General features: G+C 64.6%; 20 protein-coding genes, 1 pseudogene and 1 riboswitch. Of the genes and pseudogenes, 5 read left to right on the top strand and 16 right to left on the bottom strand.

Going from position 1 to position 26,512, the window contains the following annotated elements:
- Positions 1-70 precede the first annotated feature (70 nt).
- From G4Z14_RS10250 to G4Z14_RS10240, 3 genes are all read right to left on the bottom strand, one after another.
- Positions 71-2,005 (bottom strand): ABC transporter permease, encoded by a 1,935-nt coding sequence (locus tag G4Z14_RS10250; protein ID WP_164625362.1) that lies wholly within the window; start codon positions 2,003-2,005, stop codon positions 71-73.
- On the bottom strand, positions 2,002-3,015 hold the full coding sequence (locus G4Z14_RS10245; RefSeq protein ID WP_164625360.1) for a quaternary amine ABC transporter ATP-binding protein: 1,014 nt from the start codon (positions 3,013-3,015) through the stop codon (positions 2,002-2,004). The genes G4Z14_RS10250 and G4Z14_RS10245 overlap by 4 nt, the downstream gene beginning before the upstream one ends.
- Before the next feature lie 76 nt (positions 3,016-3,091).
- Positions 3,092-4,036, bottom strand: a complete 945-nt coding sequence (locus G4Z14_RS10240; protein WP_164625358.1) for an ABC transporter substrate-binding protein — start codon at positions 4,034-4,036, stop codon at positions 3,092-3,094.
- A 176-nt stretch (positions 4,037-4,212) separates the two neighbouring features.
- On the opposite strand from G4Z14_RS10240, the gene G4Z14_RS10235 reads away from it, so the two are divergent.
- Positions 4,213-4,917, top strand: coding sequence for a response regulator (locus G4Z14_RS10235; RefSeq protein WP_164625356.1), 705 nt, complete (start codon positions 4,213-4,215; stop codon positions 4,915-4,917).
- Here the strand turns inward: G4Z14_RS10235 and G4Z14_RS10230 are convergent.
- Positions 4,898-7,780, bottom strand: a complete 2,883-nt coding sequence (locus tag G4Z14_RS10230) for an ATP-binding protein (RefSeq protein WP_164625354.1) — start codon at positions 7,778-7,780, stop codon at positions 4,898-4,900. The genes G4Z14_RS10235 and G4Z14_RS10230 overlap by 20 nt on opposite strands.
- Positions 7,781-7,838: 58 nt before the next feature.
- Between G4Z14_RS10230 and torT the strand changes: the two genes are divergently transcribed.
- A complete protein-coding gene (torT, locus tag G4Z14_RS10225; RefSeq protein WP_164625352.1) occupies positions 7,839-8,897 on the top strand; it encodes a TMAO reductase system periplasmic protein TorT in 1,059 nt (352 codons plus the stop codon).
- A 152-nt stretch (positions 8,898-9,049) separates the two neighbouring features.
- Positions 9,050-9,127, bottom strand: a riboswitch (SAM riboswitch).
- A 144-nt stretch (positions 9,128-9,271) separates the two neighbouring features.
- Positions 9,272-10,087, top strand: a complete 816-nt coding sequence (locus G4Z14_RS10220) for a hypothetical protein (protein WP_164625350.1) — start codon at positions 9,272-9,274, stop codon at positions 10,085-10,087.
- A 285-nt stretch (positions 10,088-10,372) separates the two neighbouring features.
- Here the strand turns inward: G4Z14_RS10220 and G4Z14_RS10215 are convergent, their stop codons facing one another.
- From G4Z14_RS10215 to G4Z14_RS10190, 6 genes are all read right to left on the bottom strand, one after another.
- Positions 10,373-11,812: an IS1182 family transposase gene (locus G4Z14_RS10215; RefSeq protein WP_164625348.1), complete on the bottom strand. Its 1,440-nt coding sequence runs from the start codon at positions 11,810-11,812 to the stop codon at positions 10,373-10,375.
- Between the two features lie 130 nt (positions 11,813-11,942).
- The gene (gene ptsP / locus G4Z14_RS10210) at positions 11,943-14,204 is read right to left on the bottom strand and encodes a phosphoenolpyruvate--protein phosphotransferase (RefSeq protein ID WP_164625346.1); all 2,262 of its coding nucleotides are present in this window, start codon (positions 14,202-14,204) and stop codon (positions 11,943-11,945) included.
- Between the two features lie 79 nt (positions 14,205-14,283).
- On the bottom strand, positions 14,284-16,188 hold the full coding sequence (locus G4Z14_RS10205; RefSeq protein WP_164625344.1) for an elongation factor G: 1,905 nt from the start codon (positions 16,186-16,188) through the stop codon (positions 14,284-14,286).
- A 157-nt stretch (positions 16,189-16,345) separates the two neighbouring features.
- Positions 16,346-17,602 (bottom strand): aspartate kinase, encoded by a 1,257-nt coding sequence (locus G4Z14_RS10200; protein WP_164625633.1) that lies wholly within the window; start codon positions 17,600-17,602, stop codon positions 16,346-16,348.
- A gap of 117 nt (positions 17,603-17,719) precedes the next feature.
- A complete protein-coding gene (locus tag G4Z14_RS10195; RefSeq protein ID WP_164625342.1) occupies positions 17,720-18,571 on the bottom strand; it encodes a bestrophin family protein in 852 nt (283 codons plus the stop codon).
- A 546-nt stretch (positions 18,572-19,117) separates the two neighbouring features.
- Positions 19,118-19,963 (bottom strand): hypothetical protein, encoded by an 846-nt coding sequence (locus tag G4Z14_RS10190; RefSeq protein ID WP_164625340.1) that lies wholly within the window; start codon positions 19,961-19,963, stop codon positions 19,118-19,120.
- On the opposite strand from G4Z14_RS10190, the gene G4Z14_RS19225 reads away from it, so the two are divergent.
- Positions 19,869-20,531, top strand: a complete 663-nt coding sequence (locus G4Z14_RS19225; RefSeq protein ID WP_407703826.1) for a DUF6950 family protein — start codon at positions 19,869-19,871, stop codon at positions 20,529-20,531. The two genes, G4Z14_RS10190 and G4Z14_RS19225, sit on opposite strands and share 95 nt — an antisense overlap.
- Here the strand turns inward: G4Z14_RS19225 and G4Z14_RS10185 are convergent.
- From G4Z14_RS10185 to nagB, 3 genes and pseudogenes are all read right to left on the bottom strand, one after another.
- Positions 20,523-20,909, bottom strand: a pseudogene (locus G4Z14_RS10185) (integrase core domain-containing protein); the annotation flags it as partial. The gene G4Z14_RS19225 and the pseudogene G4Z14_RS10185 overlap by 9 nt on opposite strands.
- Before the next feature lie 250 nt (positions 20,910-21,159).
- The gene (locus G4Z14_RS10180) at positions 21,160-21,540 is read right to left on the bottom strand and encodes a putative zinc-binding protein (RefSeq protein ID WP_164625338.1); all 381 of its coding nucleotides are present in this window, start codon (positions 21,538-21,540) and stop codon (positions 21,160-21,162) included.
- 116 nt (positions 21,541-21,656) lie between these two features.
- Positions 21,657-22,439 carry a glucosamine-6-phosphate deaminase gene (nagB, locus tag G4Z14_RS10175; RefSeq protein ID WP_164625336.1) on the bottom strand — a complete coding sequence of 261 codons (783 nt, stop codon included), beginning with the start codon at positions 22,437-22,439 and terminating at the stop codon, positions 21,657-21,659.
- 263 nt (positions 22,440-22,702) lie between these two features.
- Here nagB and G4Z14_RS10170 point away from each other — a divergent pair, with 263 nt between their 5' ends.
- Positions 22,703-23,626 carry an SMP-30/gluconolactonase/LRE family protein gene (locus G4Z14_RS10170; protein WP_164625334.1) on the top strand — a complete coding sequence of 308 codons (924 nt, stop codon included), beginning with the start codon at positions 22,703-22,705 and terminating at the stop codon, positions 23,624-23,626.
- A gap of 6 nt (positions 23,627-23,632) precedes the next feature.
- Here G4Z14_RS10170 and G4Z14_RS10165 read toward each other — a convergent pair whose 3' ends face one another.
- From G4Z14_RS10165 to otnK, 3 genes are read right to left on the bottom strand one after another with little or no spacing between them, the layout of a single operon-like run.
- Positions 23,633-24,526: an NAD(P)-dependent oxidoreductase gene (locus tag G4Z14_RS10165; protein WP_164625332.1), complete on the bottom strand. Its 894-nt coding sequence runs from the start codon at positions 24,524-24,526 to the stop codon at positions 23,633-23,635.
- A 21-nt stretch (positions 24,527-24,547) separates the two neighbouring features.
- Entirely contained in the window at positions 24,548-25,189 is a 642-nt protein-coding gene (gene otnC, locus G4Z14_RS10160; RefSeq protein ID WP_164625330.1) for a 3-oxo-tetronate 4-phosphate decarboxylase, read from the bottom strand.
- Positions 25,182-26,465, bottom strand: coding sequence for a 3-oxo-tetronate kinase (gene otnK / locus G4Z14_RS10155; RefSeq protein WP_164625328.1), 1,284 nt, complete (start codon positions 26,463-26,465; stop codon positions 25,182-25,184). Before otnK ends, otnC begins: the two co-directional genes overlap by 8 nt.
- Positions 26,466-26,512: the final 47 nt, after the last annotated feature.

The following is a 26,512-nucleotide window of genomic DNA, read 5'->3' as shown; positions in this document are numbered from 1 at the left end:
CAAGGGGCGGGAAGCGGTCGCTCGCTGCGGGCTGATTGAACGCCTTGATCGACTGCCCCGAGTTCCCCGTCTACACCCCCAAGGCCCGTTTTCTGCCTTCGGACCAACGCGTAATAAGGTGGTCGGTCATCAAACCCATGAAGGCGATGGCAAAACCCAGAACCATCCCCTTGCCAACGTCGGTCGAGGACAGGGCGCGCTGCATCTCCTGACCCAGGTCCTGCGTGCCGATGAATGCGGCGATGATTACCATGAACAGCGAAAACATCACCGACTGGTTCGCGCCAACCAGCATGGTCGGCAGCGCCATTGGCAGGCGCACATTCCAAAGGGTTTGCCGCCGGGTGGCGCCGCTCATCTCGGCGGCTTCGACCAGTTCGGATGGCACGTTGCACAGGCCCTCTATGGTATAGCGCACGATGGGAACGGCGGCGAAAACCACCACGGCGGCCACAACGGCGACGTCATTCACCCCAAAGAGCATGATGACAGGGATCAGGTAGATGAAGCTGGGGAAGGTCTGGGCGGTGTCGCAGATCAGCAGGGTTCGTTCAGCGCGGGCCGGGCTGCGCGCGGCCCAGATGCCAAGCGGCAGGCCGATCGCGGCGGCAATCAGAACTGAAATGCTGACCATGTAGACCGTGACCATCGCGCGGTCCCACCAGCCGGACAGGGCAATGAGCGCGAAATAGCTGACGCATATCAGGGCCGAGCGCAGCCCCCCGACGGCCCAGCCAAGCGCGGCCAGCAGGGTGAGAACGGCGGTGAACGGCAGCCACAGATAGGCATCACGCATCGGGATCAGCACCCATGTGATCAGGAACCAGCGCAGCCATGCGGTCAGCGGAGCGATCAGGCGGATGAGCTGATCCATCGCGGCATCGATCGGGCCTGCGACGGAAAGCGCCTGATTGCGCTCAACTTCGTGGAAGTAGGGCGCAAACCGGGCCAGCATGAAACCGACGGCGCAAAGCCCGATCCAGATGACCAGAAGGCGATTGCGCCGCAGCCACATGGCACTTGGCTCGCCATGTTCAGGCAGGCGGAAAGCCCATGCCTTGGACAACCTGTCCAGTGTGATGGCCAGAAGAACGATGGTCACGCCGATTTCCACCGACAACCCGATCTTCAGCGCCTGCAACAGTTGCAGCAGTTTTTGCCCCAGCCCCGGCATGCCGATGAAGCTGGCCAGCACCACCATTGCCAGACATTGCATGATGACCTGATTGACCCCGATCAGGATCTCGGCGCGCGCAGTGGGAATCCGCACCCGGGACAAGAGCTGCCAGCGCGTCGTGCCGGCCATTTTGCCCGCCTCGATCACCTCCTCGGGCACCTTTTTCAGGCCCAGCAGGGTCATCCGGATCATCGGCGGGACCGAGAAGATGATGGTCACGATGGCCCCGGCCTTGGGACCAACTCCGATGAAAACCACGACCGGGACCATATAGGCAAAATGCGGCAGCGATTGCGCGACGTTCAGAATGGGGTTCAAGATCCGTTCAAACCGGGGCGAGCGCCAGGCCAAAACGCCCAAGGCCAGCCCCAGAAACACCGAGAAAGGGGTCGCCACCACGATCACGGATAGCGTCTCCATTGCCCATTTCCATTGCCCCATCAGCGCAATCCAGACAAAGGTGCCACCCGACAGGGCTGCCAGCCGCCAGCCCTTCAGCGCATAGCCCGCCATGAACGCCGTGGCTGCGATCACCACCCATGGGATCGGGCCGATGTTCGGCCAGCGGCTTTTGCCGTAAAGCAGGTTCGCGGTGACATCCAGAAGCCACTCGACCACGCCGGAAAACGCGCGGGTCAGGGCCATGAGCCCGAGATCGTTCTGCAGGAAATAGAAGGCGGCGTTGATCCAGTCGGCAAAGGGTTGCACAAGCCATTCGGGCGGGCGGATCAGACCTAAAGGCAGGACGGGCTTGCCAAGGGCAAGACCCAGCGCAATGGCGAGCAGGAGCCCGGCCAGACCTATGCCACGGGCCGCGCGGGCCGTCATTTCTCGTCTCCAAGCAACACGTCCAGCGCCTCTTGACGGTTCATCCCGCCAATGACCTTGCCATCCGCGTCGGCCACCGGGATCACCTCGCGGCGCTCGGCCACAAGGCAGCGCGCCAGATCGCGAATGGTTCGGTTCGAGGCAAAGGCCTCACCCTCGGGCGCGGGTATCAGAGAGTGCACCAGCGCACCCGCGCGCACCACGCGCGCGCGGTCAATCTCGGCGGTAAACTTGGCCACATAATCGGTCGCCGGATGCAACACGATCTGGTCGGGCGTGTCGCATTGTTCGATCCGGCCATCCTTCATGATGGCAATCCGGTCGGCCAGGCGCAGGGCCTCATCGAAATCATGGGTGATGAAGATGATGGTCTTGTTCAACAGCCCCTTCAGCCGCAGAAATTCATCCTGCATCTCGCGGCGGATCAGGGGGTCAAGCGCCGAGAAGGGCTCGTCCAGAAACCAGATGTCAGGTTCAATCGCCAGAGAGCGGGCGATACCGACGCGCTGCTGCTGACCGCCCGAAAGCTCGCGCGGGAAATAGGCCTCGCGGCCCTCCAGCCCCACCAGATCCAGCACCTCGCGCGCCCGGGCATAGCGGGCGCGGCGGTCCTGGCCGCGCATTTCCAGCGGAAAGGCCACGTTGTCCAGAACGGTGCGATGCGGCAAAAGGCCAAAGCTCTGAAACACCATCCCCATCTTGCGACGGCGCAGGTCGATCAGTTCGGTTTCGGACAGGCTGGCGATGTCCTGCCCTTCAATCGACACGCTGCCCCCCGTGATCTCGATCAGGCGCGACAGGCAACGCACCAGCGTCGACTTGCCCGAGCCGGACAGGCCCATCACCACCAGCATCTCGCCGCGCCGGATATCAAGATTGACATCCCGCACCGCCTGCACATAGCCCACGGACGAGGTATTCGGATCTGCCTTCAGCCGTGCCAGGTGCCCTGCAGGGTCCGGCCCAAAGATCTTGCTGACGTCGCGGCAGGAGATGGCGGTTTCGGTCACGTCTGGCCCCGTTCTTTCGATGTGTCGACCCACCCGGTCTGAAGCCGGACAGGTCGCAGGTTGCGCCGGTGTGCGATCAGTTCAGCCAGGCTTTCCAGACGTCGGGATTGGCATCCATCCAGGACTTGGCCGCGTCCTCAGGTTCCATACCGTCGATGTCCACCAGCTTGGCCATCTCGGCGATCTGGGCGTTGGTCAGAGTGACCTTGGTCAGCGTGGCGTAGGCGGCGGGCCACTTGTCCTTCATGCCATCCCAGGCCGCGATCTTCAGATAGCCGGTAGCGGGGTTGCCACAGTCATAGGTCTTTTCGGGGAACATGCCGACCTTGGGATCTTCGTTGCAACCGGGCTCCCATTTCGGGAATTCGACGAATTCACCGGGCCAGACCGCCTCGGCAAAGTTCGGGGTCCAGTTGAACACCACGATCGGAGTCTTGGTCTTTTCGGCAGCACCCAGTTCAGCCCAGATGGCGGCCGCCGAGCCTGCGTTGACCACGGCAAAGTTCATGCCCAGGGCGTCAACCTTTTCGGCGTCATGCTTCAGCCAGTCCACCGGACCGCCAAGGAAGCGGCCCTTGTCGCCGGTTTCAGGGGTTGCAAACAGCGCCGCGCAGTCGTTCAGCGCCTTCCAGTCGGGCAGACCGGGGCAGGCTTCCTTGGTCCACATCGGATACCACCAGTCTTCGCGCGTCACGGCGTTATGCGCGCCGGCAGCGTGGATGCCGCCCTTGGCAACGGCCGCGTCGAACGAGGCGCCGAAAGCCCCTTCCCAGACTTCCAGTTCCAGCGACACGTCGCCAAGGCGGACGGCTTCATAGACTGCCTGGCTGTCGGTCGTTACATATTCCACCGCATTGCCCATTGACGCAAAGACATCGCCCACGACATGGCTCATCACGATCTGGCTGGACCAGTTGTGCAAGGGGATGATGATCGGGTCGGTCGAATCTTCGGCAAGGGCCATGGGCGCGAGCAGCGCCAGCACCGCAGTGCCGGCAAGAATTGAACTGACAGATTTCATAGTGCGTTCCCTGTTGTTGAATGGCGCCGAAGCGCAGAGCCTTGCGGAAAGTTGAAATCTTCCCTGCGACTCAAGCCTAGCCACAGGTTATGAATGCGTCAGACCTCGGCGATGAACGGACTGGCATTAATTGTAAAAAATTGTTAACAAGAGGAAACAGTCCGGATGGGGGCCGAATGTCACCAAGACCTGCGCATATCGTGATCGTCGAGGACGAACCGGTGACGCGCAGCGCGCTGGCCAGCTACCTTGAATCCTTTGGCTACAGGGTTTCGGAATGCGACAGCGCGGAAAAGGCCGAGAAGATCCTGTCGCAGGGCAACGCAGATCTTCTGATTGCCGACATCAATCTGGAGGGCAAGGACGGGCTGGAAATCACCCGCGAACAGCGGGCGCGCTCGGAGATCGGCATCATCCTGTTGACGGGCCGCACCGACGACGTTGACCGCATTGTGGGGCTCGAACTCGGGGCGGATGACTATGTCTGCAAACCGTTCAATCGGCGCGAATTGCTGGCGCGGGTCAAGAACCTGTTGCGCCGGACCTCCGCGATGCGCGCCCTGACGCGACGGGTCCTGCATTTCAACGGCTTCACCTTTGATGTCGGCTCGCGGCAAGTGTCCAATCCCGCCGGTGAGCCGATTTCCCTCACTCGGGCGGAATATGAGCTGTTGCGGGTCTTCGTGCTGAACCCCGGCACCGTGATGGACCGCGACCGCCTGATCGCGGCAATTACCCACCGTCAGGACGGCACCAACACCCGCACGATCGACGTGCTGGTGCAGCGGTTGCGCTCAAAGCTGGGTGACGACCCCAAGGCACCACGCATCTTCACGACCTCGCATGGCGAGGGCTATGTCTTCACGGCGCAGCTTGAGTAGGGCGGCGGGTCAGCAACTCCAGTGCGGCGTTGATGTCCCGCGCGGCCAGGTCCAGCGCATCCGGGAGTTCCGAAAGGCTGGCCGCAAGTTCGGTGGACGAGCCTTGTCTGGTCAGCGTCTCGATACGGGCAAGACGAGTGGTCAGGGTCTGCAACTCGAAATTCTCGGCAGCGCCTTTCAATTGGTGGGCGGCGCGCGACAGAGCGAGAGGGTCCTTTGACCGGGCCGCGGCGTCAATGGCGGCAAGGCTTTTGGGCAGGCCCTTCAGGAAAACCCGCGCCAATCCTGCAGCGCGCTCCTCCCCGATATCCTCGGCAAGCGCCTTCAAGGCGTGTTTTTGGGGAACATGCGCGCGCAGGGCGGCGTGCAGGGCTTCGGGCGACAGGGGTTTGGCCAGCACGGCCGACATTCCGGCGGAAAGGTTGTCCTTGATGTCGGCCTCTTGCACATGGGCCGAGATGCCGATGATCGGCAGCGTGGCGATGCGGGAACTCGGGTGCGCCCTGATCTGGCGCGTGGCGGCGGTTCCCGAAAGGCCGGGCAGGTTGACGTCCATCAATATCACATCAAAGCGGCCGTCCTTCAGGACGGGCATGGCCGCTTCGGCCGAGGCCACGACCGTAGCCGCGTGGCCCATGTCTTCCAGATAGGTCTGGATGACCATCTGGTTGATGTCATTGTCCTCGACCACCAACGCGCGCAGTTTTTGCGCCGCAGGTTGAACGGCAGACACAAGCGGAACGGCCGCCAGGTCGGCCAGATCGCCGCGCGCAAACTCTGCCTCCAGCGTGAAGGTGCTTCCCGCTCCGGCCCTGCTTTGCACGGCCAGCTTTGCACCCATCGCATCGGCAAAGCGCTTGCAGATCGCAAGGCCCAGCCCGGTGCCGCCGTATTGCCGCGCGGTCTGGCTGTCTTCCTGCTCGAAGGCGCCGAACACCCGGTCCTGCGCGCCCTCGGCAATGCCTTTGCCCGTGTCGCTGATGGTAAAGGTCAAACGAGGCCGGTCCTTCGGCCCATCAGCAGCAACCGTCAGCCGGATTTCGCCCTGGTCGGTGAACTTGACGGCATTGGACACAAGATTGAACAGGATCTGCCGCAGCTTGCCCATATCGCCTCTGACGGCGTCCGGGATGTCGTCAGCCACGTCCAGATGCATCACCACTCCCTTTTCCTGCGCGCTTGGCGCCATCAGCACGGCAATATCATGCAACAGATCGCCCGGGGAAAAGGTGACCTCTCGCTGCAGGTCTGCCCCGGCTTCGACCTTTGAATAATCCAGAATGTCGTTCAGAATGGTCATCAGCCCCTCGCCCGAAGCATGGGCGGCCTGCAGCTGCCGCTGCTGGCGCGCAGACAGCCCATCCCGGCCCAAAGAGCGCAACAGGCCAAGGACGCCGTTCATCGGGGTGCGGATTTCGTGGCTCATCATCGCCAGAAACTCCGACTTGGCGCGGTCGGCGGCCTCGGCTCTCTTTCGGGCCTCGGCGTGAGCGCTGACCTCGCCGCGCAATTGCTTGGTCTGTTCGGCGACCAGCAACTGCAACTCCCGTCGGTGGCGCTGCAATTCGGCAAGGTTCTGGTCACGCTCGGCGGCAAGGGCACGGTTTTCGATGCCCTGTAGGCGAAAAACCTCGACTGCCGCTTCCATGTCGGCAATCTCGTCGATCCCTTGCGGCACAATTCGGTCAACCGGCTCGCCATGCGCAAGCCGCGCCATGGTGCCCGACAGCACCCCCAGCCGCCGGGTGATATTCCCGCGCACGTAGAACCAGACTACGGCGAGCGAGATCAGCAAGGCGGCGACCGACCCCCAAGCGTATAGCCTCTGGGTCGCGCGGATCGCTCCTGTCGCCTCGTCGCCTGCCTTGACGGCGCGCGCGATGATGACATCGGCCAAGGCCTGTGCCTGCGTGTCAAGCCCCGCCGCCGCAGCACTGACTTCGCCTTGTGCCTCTGCAATCAGGCTGTCCAGATCAAGGATGCCTTTGGTCAGGTTGAACAGATCCTCGGCATTGGGCGGGGGGGCCGAACTGGGTCGGATCGCCTGCAACAGCGAAAGCGCGCGTTCGGCCCGGGTCGGATCGTTTACCGACAGAATGCGCCGGGTGACAATCTCGATGCGCCCCTCCAGAGCCGCCTGCAACTGTCCAAGCTCGGCATGGTTTTGCGCGGTCACGATCCGGTTGAGCAACAGGCCAACCTCCCCGATGTGCGAGCGCATTTCCGACATCAGCCCCTGACGGAAAAGATCCACCTCAATCAGCTTGTCCAGGGTGTTCAGGCGAGTTTCCGTGTCCAGGCCGCTGGCTTCAAGATCATAGAGGTTGGAAATGGCCGCCGCTGTGCCCATCTGGGCATTGGCTACCAGCGTGTCGGCAATCTCCAGAAGCTCGGTCGTGGCCAGCAAACCCGCCCGTAGACGGGCCGCTTGTGCATCGGTCGCGGTGATGCGGTTCTGCACCAGCCGGTCCAGCTGCTCGATGCTGCCGCGCACCTCGGCCTCTGCCCGCGCCAGGCTGCCAAGGGCCGGATTTCCCGTGACGGCATAGCGCGCGACCCGCCCTGTCAGGGCGTCAACCTGGGCAAAGAGATAGGCCGCCCGCTCGCGCCGCGCGGCTTCGGTGGTGACAGCAGCCAGTTCCGGGGCCACCGCAATGATGCGGCTGCTTTCCTCGGTAAAGCCGCGCACCTCCGAGATTGCCGGGATGGCCTCGGTGACGACCGTTGCCTGGTTGCGCGCGACTTCCTGCAACTCGAACCAGCCAAGGACACCGGAAACAGCTGGCAGTCCGGCGATGACCAGAAAGGCCATCAGCAACATGCGCCCAAGGCTTGCACGCGACAGGCTGGACTTGCGAGGCATCTTTCGTGCACCCTGACAGAGTTCTTGCGGCAGAATAGGGGGCAGTGCGGACAAAGGCATGAAGTTTCTGCAATCGCTCTTTCTGGCCGGGCTGGTGACGCTGCCTGGCGCAGTGGCCACGGCGGAAACCTGGGATCTGCAAGTGCCGTCCGTTGCCTTCGACGATGACAGCCCGACTGAAGCCCAGACTTACCAAGCTCTTGATCGTGCTGCGAAACCCTGGCGCCTTTGCGTGATCTATCCACATCTGAAAGATGCGTACTGGCTTAGCGTCAACTACGGCATGGTGGAAGAAGCGCGGCGGCTGGGCGTAACTTTTGACCTTTACGAAGCCGGGGGCTACCCGAATCTGAAGCGCCAGATCGAACAGGTTGAAACCTGTGGCAAGCGCAAGATGGACGCCCTGATCCTTGGCCCGGTGTCCTACGAGGGGCTGACCCCAAGCGTGGTCAGGATTGCCAGACAGATGCCGGTCATCGCGGCTGTGAACGACATGGACGATGCGGGCGTAACGGCGAAATCCAGTGTCTCTTGGCGCGAAATGGGCGCTGCGGCCGGGCGCGAAATTGCCAGGCGGCATCCCAAAGGCAGCGCACCGGTCAGGCTGGCCTGGTTCCCCGGCCCCAAGGGCGCCGGTTGGGTGCAGTTCGTCGATCGCGGATTTATGGAAGCCCTTGCCGAAAGTTCGGCCGAAATTGTCGCCACCCGTTTTGGCGACACCGGGCTGGAGCAACAGGTGCTTCTGGTCGAAGACGTGCTGGATCGGGTGCCCGACATTGACTACCTGGTGGGCAGCGGGCCGATGGCAGAAGCCGCCGTTTCGGTGCTGCGCGCCCGCAGGCTTGGCGGCAGGATCGGGATCGTGTCGACCTATGTCAGCCACGGCGTGTATCGCGGCATCAAACGCGGGCGCATCCTGGCAGCCCCAACCGATTTCGCCGTGCTGCAAGGCCGTCTGGCGGTTGAATTCGCCGTCCGCGCCATCGAGGGCAAACTCACGATCCGCCATGCCGGGCCGAGGATTGTCACACTGACACCCGAGAACATCGACAGCATCGGCACGGCTGAGTCGCTCGCGCCCGCTTCATTCGTGCCGGTGTTCAAGGTTGGATACTGATAGGCGAAGCCCTGCGTCAGGAAGATTGCTTCGGCCATCTCGCCAGACTGGCTGCGGCGGATGCCGTCATGCACCAGCTTGGTGCGCGTTTTCCAGTCATTCGTCATGGCCACCTCCGGCCAAAGAAAAACCCCGAAACCAAGGGGTCCGGGGCGCATCCGTCCGTGTCCCTTTTAGCGGTTTGTTTAACGTGGCCCACAATCCGGTCTCAAAGCGTCACGGGGGAGGGATACGCCTGTGGCGGGGAAAGGTCGACGGGGGGGGCATCAAGTATCCGACTGGCCGCAAGGGGCGAAAGGCGGTCGTTTGCCGCGCCTTGAACGAATGACAGAGATGTGCAGGTACTAGAAATTGCACATCAAAAGGAAATCGGGATGACCGAGCCGATGAACGAGGACCTACGGCGGGTTGTTGAAAGCAACATGGCAAAGTGGGTGCGGGAGAGGATCGAGATCCTGCCGGAAAAGGCGCGCTACCGGGCACACAACGCTGTGCGGTGTCTTTATTGGGCGGGCGGCATCGCGACACTTGAAGACACGAAGTACCGCGAAGGCGAGCGCGGGTACCGCGTGCCCGCGACCTTTATGCTGACACACGCGTTAGAGGAAGCAGTCGCTGCACTTGTGGTGAGCGCGCGAGAGAGTGGATACCGCGAGGTGGCCAGGAAAGTGCGTATCGAGGACCACTACCACAAGACCACGCTTTCTTGGCTCTGTGCCGAGGCCGTCGCAATGGTGAAGGAAAGCGGACCGGCGCTCGCATTCGATTCTGAAAACGACCAGATATTGCTGCGGGTGGAACAGGACGGAGAAACTATCGTCCAGATCGCCACGCTCGGGCTCCTAGAATGGCGCGCTCCGGATGGAACGCAACTTGGATCACTTGCCGACAAAATCATCGAGCGCCATGGGGGCGAGGGAGAGGTGGCAAAGATCGTAAAGGATAATGGGACCGGACGGAACAAACTTATGTACGCCACCGATACCGGGTTCCTTACCGGCCCCCTCGACCTTGAAAATGAGCTGCGCGAACTGGCCAAGACCACTATGGGTGTACTCTGGGCGGCGGTGGACATCGCGGAGCACAAGGGCGAACGTGCACAGATTATTGAAGTAATCCTGAGAACGACTGTCGAACTGAAGAAGGTAGCTTTTCCGCCAGCAGAGAAATGCCCCGCTGAAGCGGGATAAGTCGAGAGGTGGACGAGCAGTTAAGGCGGCAGGCAAGCCTTGCCTGAAAGACAGCAGCATTGTCCCGCAGAGCTGTCGGGCGGCCGGGAGCGGATGCCGCGCACTGGAACGACCGGCCGCTTTGGGCCGAGGCTGTGTGGAAACGCGCTGACGATGGGGGGTAAGCGAGTGGAACATGACAATTCAGACGGCAACCCGCATCGGGGTGTAAAAAGTGCTTACGACCATGCCTCTGGGTGATCTCTGACGGCTACGGTTCGGCCCGACGGCTATCCCCGTCCGTGATCAGCCCTGCATGGCCCGCATCAGCCCCCTGACGCCGAGCAGGGCGACCATTCGTTTGATGTTGTAAGCCAGAACGTTCAGCGCCATCTCGCTGCGGACGTTCTTCAGCCTGCGCGTCAGGAAATGGGTGCCGCCCATCCACGCCTTGATCGTGCCGAACGGGTGCTCGACGGTGCAGCGGCGGAGGGTCATGTAGTCCGGGTCCCGCCCAAGGCGGCCATCCATGTCATCGACCAGATCCTCGCGCTCCCAGCGTGAAATCCGCCGCTCGTTGCCGGTCGTGCAGTGGGTCCGAAGGGGGCAGGTCTTGCATCCGTTGATCCAATATCGCCGTATCGGGATGCTGCGTTCCTCGGTCGTGTAGCGGTAGGTCAGGTCTTCGCCTGCTGGGCAGACATAGACGTCCCGTTCGGCGTCATAGACGAAGTCCGCCTTCACATACATGCCCTTGGCCGCATTACCCGAGGTCGCGGGCCGCGGCACTGTCGTCGTGATCCCTGCCTCATGGCAGGCCAGGATCTCTGGCCCGCTGAAATAACCCTTGTCGGCGATGGCATGCAGGTCGTCCCGTCCAAGGGCGGTCTTGGCCGCGATGGCCATCGGGCTGAGCTGTTCGCGGTCGAAGCCCTGATTGGTGACCTCATGCGCGACGATGAGATGCGTCTCGGTATCGACGGCGCTCTGCACATTGTAGCCGACCAAGCCGCTGTTCCGCGCGCTGGTCGCCATCGCGCGGGCGTCGGGGTCCGTCAGGGAAATCTGGCCGTCCGGCGCGTCGGCCAAAGCCTTGTCCATCTCCTTGAGCCGCGCGATCTCCTGCCGGATGCCGCCATAGCGGCGGGACAGATGTTCCACTTTCTCCGCCCGCGCCGCACCTTCCTCCTGCCGGTCGATGCGAACCATCTCGGTGATGTAGCGTTCGACATCGGCTTCGAGATGGGCAATGCGGCTGGCGATCTTGCCCTTGGTGAAGTTCCTGTCTCGGTTGTTCACCGCCTTGAACTTGCTTCCGTCGATGGCGACGCAATCGCCCTTCAGCGCGCCGATCCGGCGGCAAAGCTCGACGAACTGCGCGCAGACCTTGCGGATACCAACGCCATTATCGCGCCGGAAATCCGCGATGGTCTTGTGATCCGGCACCAGCTTGCCGGTCAGCCACATGAGCTCGACATTGCGCCCCGCCTCGCGCTCCAGCCTGCGGCTCGACGGGATGCGGTTCAGGTAACCGTAGATGAACAGCTTGAGCATCACCGCAGGATGATAGCCGGGCCGTCCAGTCCTCGCGGGGGCCGAACGGGAGAAGCCAAGACGCTGCAGATCGAGCTCTTCGACGAAGAAATCAACAACGCGGACCACGCTATCTTCGCCGATCCAGTCGTCCAGCCGATCAGGAAAAAGCACCGACTGGCCGCGATCAACGCCCTCGATGAAACCCGACATGCCCGCCTCCGCCTGACCTGCCGAAGTCTATCACGGAGAGCAGTTTCCACACAGCCTCGGCCGAAAGCCCATTTCGACCCCCCGCCCCATTTTTGGCCTGCCCCCCGAACAAACCGGGGAAGGTTCCCCGTCATGGCGGCAGCAGGGGGCCCTTGCTTTGCGGTTGCGCCGCGAGCCAGTCCATCAGCCTTGGCCGCGCCGACATCTCGCCGGCCGCGCGGGCCTCTTCGATCACGGCGCGCGCCTCGGCCAGCTTCACCCGGCGCAGGAGCGCCTTGACCGGGCCGATGGAGGCCGGGCGCATCGACAGGCCGCGCAGGCCCATGGCGGCGAAGGCCAGCGCCTCGACCGGGCGGCCGGCGTCCTCGCCGCAGAACGACAGGCGCGTGCCCGAGGCGTTGCAGCGGCTCACCACCTGTTCAAGGAAGGACAGGAACGACAGGTTCAGGCTGTCATAGCGCTTGCGCACCCGTTCATTCTCGCGATCGGCCGCGAAGAAGAACTGCTTCAGGTCATTGCCGCCGATCGAGACGAAATCGGCCAGATCGAAAAACGCTTGCGGCGCATAGGCGAGGCTGGGGGTTTCCAGCATTGCGCCGATTTCCAGCTTTTCCGGCACCGGATGGCCCAACGACCGCTCGCGGTGGATTTCGCGCAGGACATGGGAGCGCGCCTCCTGAAACTCGCCATGTTCGGTGATGAAAGGGAACATGATGGTGAGCGGTCGCCCTTTCGAGGCGCGGATCAGCGCCTGCACCTGCATCCGCAAGACGCCCGGCTTGTCCAGACCCACCCGGATCGCGCGCCAGCCCATCGCCGGGTTGGGCTCATCCTGCGGCTTCATGTAGGGCAGCACCTTGTCCGAGCCGATGTCGAGGGTGCGGAACGCCACCGAGCGGCCCTTAGCGGCATCCATCACCCGGGCGTAAAGCTGCGCGAGTTCGGCGCGCTGCGGCATCTTGTTGCGGATCAGGAATTGCAGCTCGGTGCGGAACAGGCCCACCGCCTCGGCGCCCGAACCTTCAAGGCTGGGCAGATCGGCCATCAGGCCCGCGTTCATGTGCAGCGCTACCGTCACCCCGTCGCGCGTTGTGGCCGGCAGGTCGCGCAAGCTGGCATAGCGCTTCTGCGCCTCGGCCTGCATGGCGATCTTGTCACGGAAACTGCGCGAGACAGTGTCTTCGGGCCGCAGATGCACGATGCCCTGATCGCCGTCGACCAGAATGGCATCGCCGTTCAGCGCCTCGGCAGTGATGTTGCGGGCGTGAATGACCATCGGAATCGCGAGTGCGCGGGCGACGATGGCGGCGTGGCTGCCAACCGAGCCTTCCTCCAGCACCACGCCCTTCAGCTTGCGGCCATAGTCCAGCATCTCCGCCGGACCGATGTTGCGCGCCACCAGAACCGGGTTTTCCGGCATCTGTGCGCCGGTGTCCCTGCCCTGCCCGGTCAGGATGCGCAAGAGCCGGTTCGACAGGTCGTCCAGATCATGCAGGCGTTCGCGCAGATAGGCGTCTTCCACCTGCTCCAGCCGGTTGCGGGCGGCAGATTGTTCCTTTTCCACCGCGGCCTCGGCCGAGAGCCCGCGCTGGATGTCCTCTTCCATCCGGCGCAGCCAGCCGCGCGAATGGGCGAACATCCGGTAAGCCTCCAGCACCGCCTTCTGGTCTTTGTCGAGGCTTTCCGCCGCCAGCAGGTCATCGACCGAGACGCGCAGCACGCTCACCGCGTCGCGGATGCGGTCGATCTCGGTCAGGGGATCGTCGGCCACCGGATTGGTGACGACAACGCGGGGTTCGTGCAGCCAGACCCGGCCTTCGGCGGTGCCTTCCTGCCCGGTGCTGCCGCGAAACATCAGCGGCTGCTTGTGCAGCGCTTGCACGTCGTCACCGGCAAAGGCGCCAAGCTCGGTCATCTCGGCCAGCACCATGGCCACGACATCCAGCGCGTCGATCTCGTCCTCGGCATAGGTCCGCGCGGTTTTCGACTGCACCACCAGCACGCCCAGCTTTTCGCCGACCCGCTGGATCGGCACGCCAAGGAAGCTGGAGTAAATCTCTTCCCCGGTTTCCGGCATGAAGCGGAAACCCTTTTCCGATGGCGCATCCGCCGTGTTCACCGGCTGTCCGGTGCGGGCAACGCGGCCCACCAGCCCCTCGCCCAGCTTCATCCGGGTCTGGTGGACCGATTCGGGGCGCAGCCCTTCGGTGGCGCACAGCTCCAGCGTCTCGGCATCGCGGAAAAGATAGATCGAGCAGACCTCGGTCTTCATGCTGTCGGCAATCAGATGGGTGATGCGGTCCAGCCGCTCCTGCCCCTTGGCGGGGGTGGCCAGCACATCGCGCAGGCGCCGCAAAAGCTTGCGGCTGTCACTTTCGCTGCGTTCGGGCATCCCGGCCCCTCCCGTTCGAGTGGTCTTTTTTCCCTGTATAGGGGCAGGTTGCGCGAAAGGGGAAGTGGGGAAAGCCGCGTCACCCCACCGCAGAGCCCGCCAGATCCTCGCGCCGGGCTTCCTGATAGTGGTCAAAGCTGCTGGTGAACCACGCGGTGCCGCGGGTGGCGGCGGCAAGCGCGGTGAAAAGCGCATCTTCGGCGGCCATCGGCAGCATGATCTGGAACAGATCCCAGCCGGCAGCGCTGTCATGGCCCTCAAAGCCCAGGACCTGCCCTTTCAGCCCCGACACCAGAGGCACCAGCGCCCCGGAGAACACCGAAGGCACATGGATGTCGACTTTCATGATCGGCTGCAACATCACCGTGCCCACTTCTGCCAAGGCCTCGCGCACCGCGTTCTTGCCGGCGGTGCGGAAGGCGTGGTCGGAACTGTCCACCGAATGCGACTTGCCGTCCTTCAGCTCGACCGCGACATCGACGACCGGATAGCCCATCGGCCCCACCACCAGCGCCTCGCGGGCGCCCTCCTCGACCGAAGGGATATAGTTGCGCGGCACCGCCCCGCCCTTGACGGTTTCGACAAAGGCAAAGCCGGCACCGCGGGCCTGCGGGCCGACGGCTATCACCACATCGGCGAATTGCCCGGCGCCGCCCGATTGCTTGCGGTGGCGGTGATGAATTTCGGTGCCGCGCTGGATGGTCTCGCGCAGCGCGGGCGGGATGGGCGATTCGCTGACCGGCACGCCAAAATCGCTGGCCAGCCGGCCAAGGATGCGGCGCAGGTGCAGCGGGCCTTGGGTGCCCAGCACCGGGCGGCCGCTGCCCTCGTCGGAACTCACCACCAGAGCCGGATCGGTCTCGGCCAGACGGTCCAGGGCCGTCAGCAGGCGGGTGTCGTCCTTTTCATGTTCGGGCGTCAGGATGCGGCGATAGGGCGCGGCGTGCCCCTGCCCCCGCAGCGGCCCGGCGGCCTCGGGGGTAAAGACCTGCCCCGCAGCAAGCTGGTCGGATTTCACCGCAAGCCCGATCTGGCCGGGGGCAAGGCTGCCCAGCACGGTCTTGGCATCAAGATCGGTGATCGAGCCGACATCGGCCCCACCAAGCCGCGCGCCCCCCGCGACCGGTCCGCCGATCGCCCGCACCAGCACCACCTTTCCGAGATGCTTGATGACATCGGCAAGCGCCCCCACCGCCTTCGGCCCGCCCAGACGCGCGCCGGTCTCGGCAACCCCCGGCGCGTCATGGCGCAGCGATTTCATCAGCCGGGTGATGCCATGGTGCTTCAGACTGGAGCCAAAGAAGCAGGACACCAGATCATGGTGCTGCGTGGTGCGCGCGGCAATGTCGTAGACCTCGGCCAGCGGCGGCTTGCGGTCCTCGATCAGCTCTTCCATCAGGGTTTCGTCAAAATCGGCATAGCTTTCCAGAAGCTCGGCGCGGGCCTGTTCCTCGCGGTCCTTCACGCTGTCGGGCATGTCGATCAGCACTGAATGCCGCCCGTCCTGAAACTTCCACGCGCGTTCCGACACCAGATCGACAAAGCCGGTGATGGTGCTGCCCTGCCGGATCGGCACCTCGCGCAGCACCAGATGCGCCCGCGACCAGGTTTGCAGGGCCGACACCACCTCGGCGATGCGGCTTTGCGGGTTGTCGATGCGGTTGATGAACAGAAGGCAGGGCAGACCCGCCTCTTCGACCACCCGCAGGAAGGGCGCGGCCAGCACCGCGCTCTCGGCATCGGGCGGCACCGAGATCACCGCGATGTCCGAGGCCGCCAGCGCCGCCGCGGCGGCCCCGAGGTTTTCGGCCCCGCCTGCCATGTCGATCGCGGCCCAGTCCTCACCCATGAAGGCAAAGGACGTGACCGTGGCCACCCCCGGAATGTTCAGCGATTTGCCGCGTTTGTCATCCAGCCCGGCCAGGGCCTGAACGAGGGTCGTCTTGCCGGAATTCGATGGCCCCAGAACGGTGAAGACGCGCACGATAGCTCTCCTTCGCAAGTGACTGCGGAAAGTCTAGCGCGGAACCGCGCGCCGGTCTTGTGCCAAATCAAGCGCCGCTGCGGCTGCGCGCCGCAGGACCGGAAAACGAAAAAGCCCGGCGCGGGGCCGGGCTTTTGCAAAGGGTGGCGGTCAGGCCTCAGGCCTTTTCCAGCTCGAACGTGTCGTGCAGCGCCTGCACCGCGAGTTCCATGTACTTGCGGTCGATCAGCACTGAGATCTTGATTTCCGAGGTGGTGATGACCTTGATGTTCACATTCTCGGCGGCCAGTGCGGCAAACATCTTGGCCGCGACGCCAACCTGAGATCGCATGCCGATGCCCACGACCGAGATCTTGGCCACATCGGTATCGGTCACCAACTTGGCATAGGCGAACTTGCCGGCGGCGGTGGCCTCCTCGATGGCCTTCTTGGCGCGCTCCACCTGATTGGTGGGCAAGCTGAAGGTCATGTCGGTATAGGCGCGCTTGTCGGCCGGATCGTCGAGTTCCGAGATGTTCTGGACGATCATGTCCACGTTCACCCCCGCCTCGGCCAGAGGGCCGAAGATCGCGGCGGCGATGCCGGGGCGGTCCTCAACCTTGACCAGCGTCATCTTCGCTTCGTCGCGGCTGTAGGCGACGCCAGAAACAACTTTCGATTCCATGATTTCGTCCTCGTCGCAGACCAGAGTTCCGGAAGTTTCGTCGGTGTCCTCGAACGAGGACAGCACCCGCAGCCGCACCTTGTAGCGCATGGCGAGTTCGACCGAGCGGGTTTGCAGGACCTTGGCCCCCAGCGAGGCCAGCTCCAGCATTTCCTCGAAGGCGATCTTGTCCAGCTTGCGGGCTTTCGACGTGATGCGCGGGTCGGTGGTATAGACCCCGTCAACATCGGTGTAGATATCGCAGCGTTCCGCGCCAAAGGCGGCGGCAAAGGCGACGGCCGTGGTGTCCGACCCGCCGCGGCCCAGCGTGGTGATGCGGCCCTCGGCGGAAAGGCCCTGGAAGCCCGCAACCACCGCGACCTTGAAGCCCTCGGCGAACTTGGCGTCCATGTTGGCGCGCGGAATGTCGATGAAGCGGGCCGAGCCATGCGCCGAGGTGGTGTTTATCGGCACCTGCCAGCCCTGCCAGCTGCGCGCCGGTACGCCCATTTCCTGCAGGCGCAGCGCCATCAGCCCGGCGGTGACATTCTCTCCGCTCGACACCACGGCGTCATATTCGCGGGCGTCATACAGCGGCGAGGTCTTTTCCACCCAGCCGACCAGCTCGTTGGTCTTGCCCGACATGGCGCTGACGATGACGATGACGTCATAGCCGCGCTCGACTTCGCGTTGCACCTTCTGGGCGGCATTGGCGATGCGGTCGAGATCCGCCACCGACGTGCCGCCGAATTTCATCACCAGAAGCGGCATGGACATCTCCCCAGCCATAAATCCGGCGTTTCTTTAGGGCGGCAGCCCCGCGTGCGCAAGGGCGAATAAAAGGCCCGCCCCGTTGTGCGGGTTCCTTCCGCCAGCGCCGCCGAAAGCTCAATCCAGCCGGAAATCCACCGGCAAAAGCGGCGGCGGCACCGGCTCGCCCAAGGCCTCGGCCAGCGCGATGTCGCAGGTGCGGCAGATCGCGGTCAGCGGCAGCGCGTTGGCGGTGGCGCCGAAGGGATGGGCCAGTTCTTCGGTCACTTCGGCCAGGCCGAAGAACACATAGGCGACGATGGTGACAAAGACCGGCGCCATCCAGCCCGGCCCGTCCAGCAGCGCCAGCGGCAGCAAGAGGCAGTAAAGCCAGGAGGTGCGGAAGATCAGCAGCGAATAGACGTAAGGCAAGGGCGTGGCGCGGATGCGCTCGCAGCCCGCCTGCGCCAGCGTGATCGAGGCCAGCCGCCCCGACAGCGTGCGGGCGCCAAAGCCGTCAAGCCGCCCTTCCGCCCGCGCCGTGGCCAGCACCCGGTTCATCGCCTGCAACGCGGCTTCGGGCGTCGGCCCTTCGCCGGCCTCGCCGCGCAAAGCCCGCCGCAGGCCGTGCAGAAACTGCCGCTGGCCCGCCAGCAGCGCCCGGCGCTCCGCTTCGGCCTCCACAAACACCTCCGCCTCGCGGATCAGCGCCCGGGTGTCGGCCACCAGCCCGCCCCAAAGCCGCCGCGCCTCCCACCAGCGGTCATAGGCGGCGTTGTTGCGAAAGCCGAGAAACAGCGACAGCGCCACGCCGAAAACCGTGAAGGGCACCGCCGAGACATGCGGCATCGCCGTCACCCAACGGTCCAGCGCCACCAACCCCGCCGCCACCAGCGCCACCACGGCCAGAGACGGCGCAATGACCGGCAGCACCGAACCGCGCAGCGCGAACAGTAGTTCCCGAAGTCCCGGCTTGTCACGGATGATCATGCCCGCTGTCCTTGCCCAAAGGCCAAGGGCGGGTCAGGCTACCCTGTTTCCCGTTCCACCCGGCCCGCGCCCGATAGGCCGATCTCGTGCGACCTTCGTCAAGCGGAATCGCGACCCCGAAACATCTCGGTGATGACCGTTGCAGGCGAAGTGGCGCGGCTGGAAGCCGCCGGAACATCCGGAAGCGAGCCGTCCCCGATCTCGAACCGGGGATCCCGGAGGGTCGCTCCAACGCCAAGGCCCGCCGTGATCGGAGTGCGGGTCCCGCCCAGGCAGGCGTCCGTCCGCAAGCGTAAGCAGCCGCAAATCAGGCCCTCGCGGATGGCCAGCATCCCCGCGATGGGCAGCGCATGGGCGAAGACGGACAAGCCGAACCGCCGTCTCCTCCAGCTACGAGTCCCGCCTTATCGACCTCAACACGCCCAGAAGCTGGCGCTATACCCATGAAAGCCAGCAGGCGCTCCACCCCGGCGATCTCGGGTTTGAATATGTCCCGGCCATCCAGGACCGGGAGATCACCTGGGGGCGGGGATGAGGGGGCGGGCATCACCGGCTTTCTGGTGTCAGCGTCACGACATCGGTCACCGTCCGGCAGGAATTGGCGATGCCGTCCACGCATCCTGTTGTTGTCTGCTCGAGGCGCACCGTTCCGTCAGGCTGTGGCGTCGCCGTGTAGCTGCCCGTCCCGGTTCCCGTGACGCCGCTCCCCGAGAACGTGTAGGACACCCTGCCCGACGCCGTGTCGGTCGGGCTGTAGCTGAAGAGGACTGTGCCGCCCTGGAACGTGCCGGAGAGTTCGAACGGCACCTCGAGCGCGGCGACAGATCCGGTGATGTCGACGCCGGGACCTCCCCCGACGGTGCCGCCCTTGGCGGTCCAGCCCTTAGGGCAGAGTGTGTCGAGCAACTGTCGGGCGATCTCGGGCCCGAGATCGCGGATGGCGGCTTCGGCCGTAGTGCCCGTGAAGCTTTTGATCACCTGGCCGTCGGGATGAGAGCGCATCTCGACAACATAGCTTGCCAGTCCGCCCTCGATACTGGTTGCACCGGTGATCATGACCGAAGGGGCGATCAACTGTCCGGGGGTGACCCGCGTGGCCGGATCGAAGGCCTCGCCCTGCTGCAGATCGATCTCGGCCTGAACGTCCCTGCGCCGCTTCCATTCCACGACGATCGCCGGGCAATCTGCGAAAGCACCGTTGGTGTCCAGCATCTGCACGGCATCGACGAGAAGGATCTCTCCGAGACTCGCGCCGAGCACATCGCTTCCCGGATCGCCCGTGCCGGTGAATTCCCCAATGGCAATCGCGGTGGTGCCCTCGGGGGCGGGAACCTGCGCGAGCACCGGCGCCGAAACCGAAACCGACAGGGCGAGCACGGACAGTCTGACCAAGGCAGCCTCCCGGCAGAAAGATGGATCACGGTCAAGCCTAGCTTGGGCGGGCCGGAACGCAAAGCGGATACTCTGCAGCTCGACTGTCCTGCAATCCGATGGAGTACAGCAAATGTCGCACCGTAGTCCCGGCTGGGAACGGCACCTGACCGAGGCCATCGTGGCCGCGCGCGACCGTCCCTTTCGCTGGGGCCGCCACGATTGCGCGACCTTCGCCTTCGACCTGCGCCGCGCCATTGCCGGCAGCCACGACGTCGCGGCGCTCTGGCGAGGGCGCTACACGACGGGACGCAGGGCGGCGTGGGTGATGCGGCGGCTTGGCTGGTCCTCGCTTGAGGCGGCAGGCCGCGATCTTTCTGGGCGAGCCGCTCGCATCCGTCCATCTCGCCCAGCGGGGCGATCTGGTGCTGGCGGGTACCGGCCTCGGCTTCGGTGTCTGCCTCGGCACCCGGGCCGCAGGGATCGCACTCTGTGGCCTTGTCCTTGTGCCGATCACTGCCTGCGCACTGATCCGATCCCCGAGTTTGGACCGCCCGAAGGCAGAGTTTTCCGGCTTCGCTCAGGGTGACGGGCTGGTGACGCCCCCCGATTTCGTCAGCCTGATCGGGACCTTGTTGCCGATCGCGCCGTGTGGCCGTTCCTCGTTGTAGTATCTACGCCAAGCCTCCAGATTTTCTGCCGCATCCGCAAGGGTCAGGAACCAGTGCTGGTTCAGGCACTCCGCGCAGAAGCGGCCATTGAATGCCTCGATGAAGGCGTTGTCGGTGGGCTTGCCCGGTCTCGAGAAGTCGAGCACGGCGCCGCGCTGGTAGGCCCAGAGGTCCATGTCGCGCGAGACGAACTCGCTGCCTTGGTCGACGCGGATCGTCTTGGGATAGCCCGCAGTGCGGCACACCCGGTCGAGGGTCGCGACAACATCTTCCCCACGGTAGCTGTAAACCACATCCGAATTCTCCCGCTGTCCATGGCAGACGTACTCAATCGCCCAATGGCAGGGAACTTCGCGCCCGACGAAATCCTGACGCAACCTGACGCAAAGACGGCTCGTTCAGGGGCCGGAAAGCAAGATCAAGGGACAATAGAGGAAGGCGGCCACCAGCGACCGACAGGGACTCCGTCAAGACAGAACCCGCATCAAAGTTTTGAGAATACGCCGGGCTTTTGCCCGTCTACCTGCTGCGTGGACGCAGAACTGATCAGCCTTGCACCGCCCCTCCGGCAGCAAGGGCCGCGGCCATGCCGATCAACACCCGTTCCGCCTCCTCCGGGTCGAAATCCATCTGGTAACGTTTCCTGACGCCATGATCGGACAGAAGATGATAGTCCGACGGCTCGACACCGTGGCGGGCAAGGCAGTTGCGAACACAGGCCAGGGCACAGCCATCAATGCCGATGATGCGACGCCCGGATTGGGCAAGGCGGACCAGCTTGGGGACATCGCCACCGATACCGGCGATGCAGGACATTTCGGCCAGACCGCGCCGGTCCAGCGCAATCGCCAGATGGTTGGCCATTTGCGCGGCGCTGGAACAGCCAGAGCAGGAATAGACCAGGGGCAGATGATCGCGTGAGGGCATGGCGGGGCTCGGACGGGGTTTGTCCGATCCGAACACGGGTCAGGCACGTTGTCGAATGACATGACGTCGCAGCCGCCTCCCCGGCCGCGCGTCAGGCGGGCCGGCACCTCATGCGATCACTCCCAGAAGCTTGCCTCGCCAAGGGGGTGAACGTGGTGATAATAATCTGTCAGCGTCAGGTCCGATGCGGCCTCCGCATCCAGCACGGCAGTCATGGCGGGGTGCAGTTGCAGCGCGCTCGCCGGGCAGCCCGCCGATACCGGCCCCTCGATCATCGAGGCGACTGCGGCGGCCTTGGACTGTCCGGTTGCCAGCAGGATGCACTGGCGGGCATCAAGGATGGTTCCGATCCCCATGGTCAGCGCATGGCGCGGCATGGCGTCGATCACGCCGAAATGCCCGGCATTGGCCAGCCGGGTGCTGTGCGACAGGGTCTTGATCCGAGTCCGCGACCCAAGGCTCGAGGTCGGCTCATTGAATCCGATATGCCCATTCTGGCCGATGCCCAGAAGCTGCAGGTCGATCCCGCCGCTGGCCGCGATAAGGGCTTCGTAGCGCTGGCATTCGCTTGCAGGATCGGCACAGTCGCCGCGCGGCAAGTGGGTTCTGCCCAGGTCGATGTCGGTCTGGTCGAAGAATATCTCGCGCATGTAGCTGTGGTAGGAACCGGGGTGATCGGGCGCCAGACCGACATATTCGTCAAGATTGAAGGTGGTCGACTGCGCGAAACTGACAGCGCCCTGCCGGCAGGCCTCGCAGAGCTTCCGGTAAAGCGGAAGCATCGTGCCGCCGGTCGCAAGGCCAAGAACCGCATCGGGCTTTTTGCGCACCTGCGCGATGACAAGCTCGGCGGCGCGCGCAACGGCCTTTTCCGCCGTCTCACAGATCAGGACCTTCATGGGATCTCCTTTGCGTCCGCAAGCCCGTCAGATCGGCGGGAAGAAATTGATCCGGCGCTTCGCCGGAAACAGGCCCGGCGGGCAGCCTCGCGCGGCGCTGTGCGGCCGGCCTCCCCGTTGCAGGCTAGTTCACAAGCCGCCGGACCGCCAGATGGGCCGGCGGTGTTGCCCCCGGAACCGGGGACAGGGGTCGGGCTGGAATCGGCATGGCCAAGGTTCGGCGCGCACCGTAAGCTGCGCAGGCCGTTGCGGGGGATGAAAACGTGCGTCCGGACGAAGTCTTGCAGATCGAGGACCGGCGCTTTGCCGCGCTGACGATCGGCTCGGCCCGCCTTGAAGAGCTGTTCCGGGGCTGCCGGTGGGCCGAAGGCCCCGTCTGGTTCGATGATCTCAACTGCCTGCTGTGGAGCGATATTCCCAACAACCGCATCCTGCGCTGGACACCTGACCCGCTGACGGGCGGTGGCGTCTCGGTCTTTCGCCAGCTCTCGAATTTCGCCAATGGCCATAGCCGCGACTTGCAGGGGCGGCTCGTCAGTTGCGAACATGGCACCCGCCGCGTGACCCGCACCGAGGCCGACGGCCGCATCACCGTGCTGGCCGACAGGTTCGAGGGGCGGCGGCTGAATTCGCCCAATGACGTGGTGGTGGCGGGCGATGGCAGCATCTGGTTCACCGATCCGACCTATGGCATCCAGTCCGATTATGAGGGCTTTCGCGCCGATCCCGAACAACCGGTGCGCGGGGTCTACCGGATCGACGGGCATAGCGGCGCGATCCGGCGGGTGGCCGAGGATTTCTTCCAGCCGAACGGACTGGCCTTTTCGCCCGATGGCACGCGGCTTTATGTGGCCGACAGCGGCACGGGGCCGGATGGCAGCCAACCGCGCCACATTCGCGGCTTCGAGGTGCAGGGAGATGGGCTGCGCGGCGGCGGCGTGGTGGCGGTGATCGACCGCGGCGTGCCGGACGGGTTCCGTGTCGACCGGGAGGGCAACCTGTGGTCCAGCGCCGCCGACGGGGTGCAGTGCTTTGCGCCCGACGGCACGCGGCTGGGGCGCATCCTCGTGCCGCAGACGGTTTCGAACCTGACCTTCGGCGGGCCGCGGCGCAACCGGCTGTTCCTGACCGCGACCACCTCGGTCTATGCGATCTATGTACGGACCAACGGCGCACAACGGCCCTGACCGCGATCAGTCCAACCCGTTGGCGCGGGCCACGAAGTCGGACAGGTGCGGAACGAAATCGGTCGGGCCATCGCCGCCTGTCGCCATGGCAAGCGCGAAGGAATTCTTGATCGCGCTGGCCAAGGGAGTTGCCACCGTTGCCGCGTTGGCCATGGCTTCGACATAGCGCATATCCTTGTAGGCGTTGCCGATTGTGAATTTATGCGCCTCGCGGTTGCCCTCCAGCGCATAGCCCATGAAGGTCTGGTAAAAGCCGCAATCCATCCGGCCACCGCGGATCACCTTGTCGAATTCTGCCACCGGGATGCCCACCTTGCGCGACAGCGCCAGCGCCTCGGAATAAAGCGCGGCATAGCCGAGCGAAAGGAAGTTGTTCAGCAGCTTCATCTTGTGACCGTCGCCAACACCGCCGATATGCACGATCTTGGCCGCCCAGGTTGCAATCACCGGGCGAACGCGAGCAAAGATATCGGCCGTTGCGCCAACCATGCAGTCGAGCGTACCTTCCCAGGCTTCCTTTGGCGTGCGGCTGAGCGGCGCATCGACGAAATCGACACCGATTTCGGCCAGTTCGGCCGCCAGCCTCAGCGTCACCGTCGGGTCGGAGGTCGAGCAGTCAACCAGCACCGATCCCTTCGCCAGACCCGGCTTCAGCGCCGAAACGGCCGCGGCCACCTCGGGCGATCCGGTCAGGCACAGGAAGACGATGGAGCTGCCGCGCGCGAGCGCCTCCAGCGAGGCCGCTTCCGTGGCGCCGCGCGCCACCAGATCTTCGACAGGCGCGCGGTTGCGATGCGCGACAACCGCCAGGGGATACCCTTTTTCGACGATGTTCCTGGCCATCCCGTGCCCCATCAGGCCGATTCCGACGAAGCCGATCGTCTCTTTCGCAGCGGTCATGTTCTTTCTCCGGTGGGCTGTTCAGGTCAGGTTGAAGCGGCGGCGCAGGTCGGACACCTGTTCGGGCGTCAGCGTGCGCAGCGCGTGGTTTTGCAGCATGAGGAAGAGCTTGGCGGTTTCCTCCAGCTCCTCCGTGGCGAATTGGGCATTGGCCAGCGAAGTGCCGGCAACCACCGGCCCATGATTGGCCAGCAGGACCGCATGGTGCCGGCTGGCCAGCGCCCTGACCGCATGGGCCAGATCGGGATCGCCGGGCGCGAAATAGGGTACCAGCGGCAGACGCCCCACCCGCATGACGTAATAGGCGGTCAGCGCAGGCAACACATCCTGCGGGTCCACGTCGCGCAGGATGCTGACCGCAGTGGCGTGGCTGGAGTGCAGATGCACCACCGCCGCTGCATCCTTGCGCTCGCCATACATCGAGAAATGCAGGAACGCCTCCTTGGTCGGCGCGTCGCCCGAGACAAGCCGCCCCGTCGCATCGAACCGCGACAGCCGCGCGGGGTCCAGCGCGCCCATCGAGACATTGGTGGGCGTCATCAGCCAGCCGCCATCCGCCAGCCGCACCGAGATGTTGCCGCTGGCCCCCGCGGTCAGGCCCCGGTCGAACAGCGAGGCGCCGACGCGGCAGATCTCGTCCCTTGCGCGGGTTTCCTCAGACATCGACCGGCTCCGGCTCCAGCAGATCCCAGGCCTTCAGGAAGAAATCCGGCGCCCCGAAATTGCCGGACTTCAGCGCAAGGGCAAGGTCCGCGCCGCCTTCGCTGCGCGTCCACGGCACACCCGGCGCGATTTCCGGCCCGATATGCAGGGTGGTGACGCCAAGCGCCGCCACGACCGCACCCGAGGTCTCCCCGCCCGCAATCAGGAAACGGGCAAAGCCTGCGTCGCGCAGGCGGCGGGCAACCTCGGCGAGCGTGGCCTCAATCATCTGGCCTGCCTCGTGCTGACCAAGACGGTGCTGGATGCCGCGCAGCGTGTCGGGCGGGGCGCTGGAATAAATCAGCGGCGTGCTTGCGGCCGGTTGCGCGATGGCCCAGGAGGCAAGCTCTGCCGCCGTGGCACGACCGGCCGCCAGACCTTCGGCATCCACCGCCAGAAGCGGCAGGCCAGCGGCCCGCGCCTGCTCGATCTGGCCCAGTGTCGCCGCCGAGCATGACCCGGCCAGCACCACCGAGCGCCCGGCCGGCGCGGCCATCCGGCGCGGCGCCTGCCACGGCGTCACCTTGCCGGCCGCCACGAAGTTGGCCGCCAGCCCGAGCGCAATTCCCGATCCGCCCGTGACCAGAGCCATCCCCTCGCAAGCCGCGCCGATGGTGCGCAGGTCGGCCTCCGTCAGGGTGTCCACGATCAGGATGCGCTGGCCGATGGCCTGCCGGGCCGCAAACTCCTGTCGCAGCACTTCGGCACCCTGCCAGATCGTGCCGATCTGCACCAGACCGACTGACAGCGCTGTCTGTCTTTGCAGCACCCGAACCAGATTGGAATCCCGCATCGGGTTCAGCGGATGGTCCTTCAGCGGGCTGTCGGACAGCAGTTGATCCCCCACGAAAAGGTGCCCCTTGTAGGTGGTGCGCCCCGCCTCCGGGAAGGAGGGGCAGGCAATGGCAAGCGGGGCTCCGACCACATCCATCAGCGCCGCCGTGACTGGCCCGATGTTGCCCTCATCGGTAGAATCGAAGGTCGAGCAATATTTGAACAGCAGTTGCTCCGCCCCGGCATCCAGCAGAGACCGGGCCGCCGCGCAGGACATGTCGACAGCCATTTCAGCATTAATTGATCTTGATTTCAATGCTATAACGATAGCGTCCGCATCCGGCAACCTTTGGTCCGGCTCCGGCACGCCCATCACCTGCACCGTGCGGAATCCGGCGCGGGTCAGCATCAGGCACAGGTCGGTCGCGCCGGTAATGTCATCTGCAATTGCCCCGATCCGCACCCGGCATTCCTTCCGTCCGATTGAAGACCTGCCAGCCCATGGCGGCA

It is taken from the genome of Tabrizicola oligotrophica, from assembly GCF_011008935.1.
GTDB classification, from domain to species: domain Bacteria; phylum Pseudomonadota; class Alphaproteobacteria; order Rhodobacterales; family Rhodobacteraceae; genus Tabrizicola_A; species Tabrizicola_A oligotrophica.
Note: the sequence above shows the minus strand (reverse complement) of the source record. Positions and strands in the feature narration are given on the sequence as shown.

What these genes read in the sequence shown, in the direction of transcription:
- G4Z14_RS10250 (WP_164625362.1), bottom strand. Translation starts at nt 2,005, where the DNA reads ATGACGGCCCGCGCGGCCCGTGGCATAGGTCTGGCCGGGCTCCTGCTC.
- G4Z14_RS10240 (WP_164625358.1), bottom strand. Translation starts at nt 4,036, where the DNA reads ATGAAATCTGTCAGTTCAATTCTTGCCGGCACTGCGGTGCTGGCGCTG.
- G4Z14_RS10235 (WP_164625356.1), top strand. Translation starts at nt 4,213, where the DNA reads ATGTCACCAAGACCTGCGCATATCGTGATCGTCGAGGACGAACCGGTG.
- G4Z14_RS10230 (WP_164625354.1), bottom strand. Translation starts at nt 7,780, where the DNA reads ATGCCTCGCAAGTCCAGCCTGTCGCGTGCAAGCCTTGGGCGCATGTTG.
- torT (WP_164625352.1), top strand. Translation starts at nt 7,839, where the DNA reads ATGAAGTTTCTGCAATCGCTCTTTCTGGCCGGGCTGGTGACGCTGCCT.
- G4Z14_RS10220 (WP_164625350.1), top strand. Translation starts at nt 9,272, where the DNA reads ATGACCGAGCCGATGAACGAGGACCTACGGCGGGTTGTTGAAAGCAAC.
- G4Z14_RS10215 (WP_164625348.1), bottom strand. Translation starts at nt 11,812, where the DNA reads ATGTCGGGTTTCATCGAGGGCGTTGATCGCGGCCAGTCGGTGCTTTTT.
- ptsP (WP_164625346.1), bottom strand. Translation starts at nt 14,204, where the DNA reads ATGCCCGAACGCAGCGAAAGTGACAGCCGCAAGCTTTTGCGGCGCCTG.
- G4Z14_RS10200 (WP_164625633.1), bottom strand. Translation starts at nt 17,602, where the DNA reads ATGCCGCTTCTGGTGATGAAATTCGGCGGCACGTCGGTGGCGGATCTC.
- G4Z14_RS10195 (WP_164625342.1), bottom strand. Translation starts at nt 18,571, where the DNA reads ATGATCATCCGTGACAAGCCGGGACTTCGGGAACTACTGTTCGCGCTG.
- G4Z14_RS19225 (WP_407703826.1), top strand. Translation starts at nt 19,869, where the DNA reads ATGGCAATCGCGGTGGTGCCCTCGGGGGCGGGAACCTGCGCGAGCACC.
- G4Z14_RS10180 (WP_164625338.1), bottom strand. Translation starts at nt 21,540, where the DNA reads ATGCCCTCACGCGATCATCTGCCCCTGGTCTATTCCTGCTCTGGCTGT.
- nagB (WP_164625336.1), bottom strand. Translation starts at nt 22,439, where the DNA reads ATGAAGGTCCTGATCTGTGAGACGGCGGAAAAGGCCGTTGCGCGCGCC.
- G4Z14_RS10165 (WP_164625332.1), bottom strand. Translation starts at nt 24,526, where the DNA reads ATGACCGCTGCGAAAGAGACGATCGGCTTCGTCGGAATCGGCCTGATG.
- otnC (WP_164625330.1), bottom strand. Translation starts at nt 25,189, where the DNA reads ATGTCTGAGGAAACCCGCGCAAGGGACGAGATCTGCCGCGTCGGCGCC.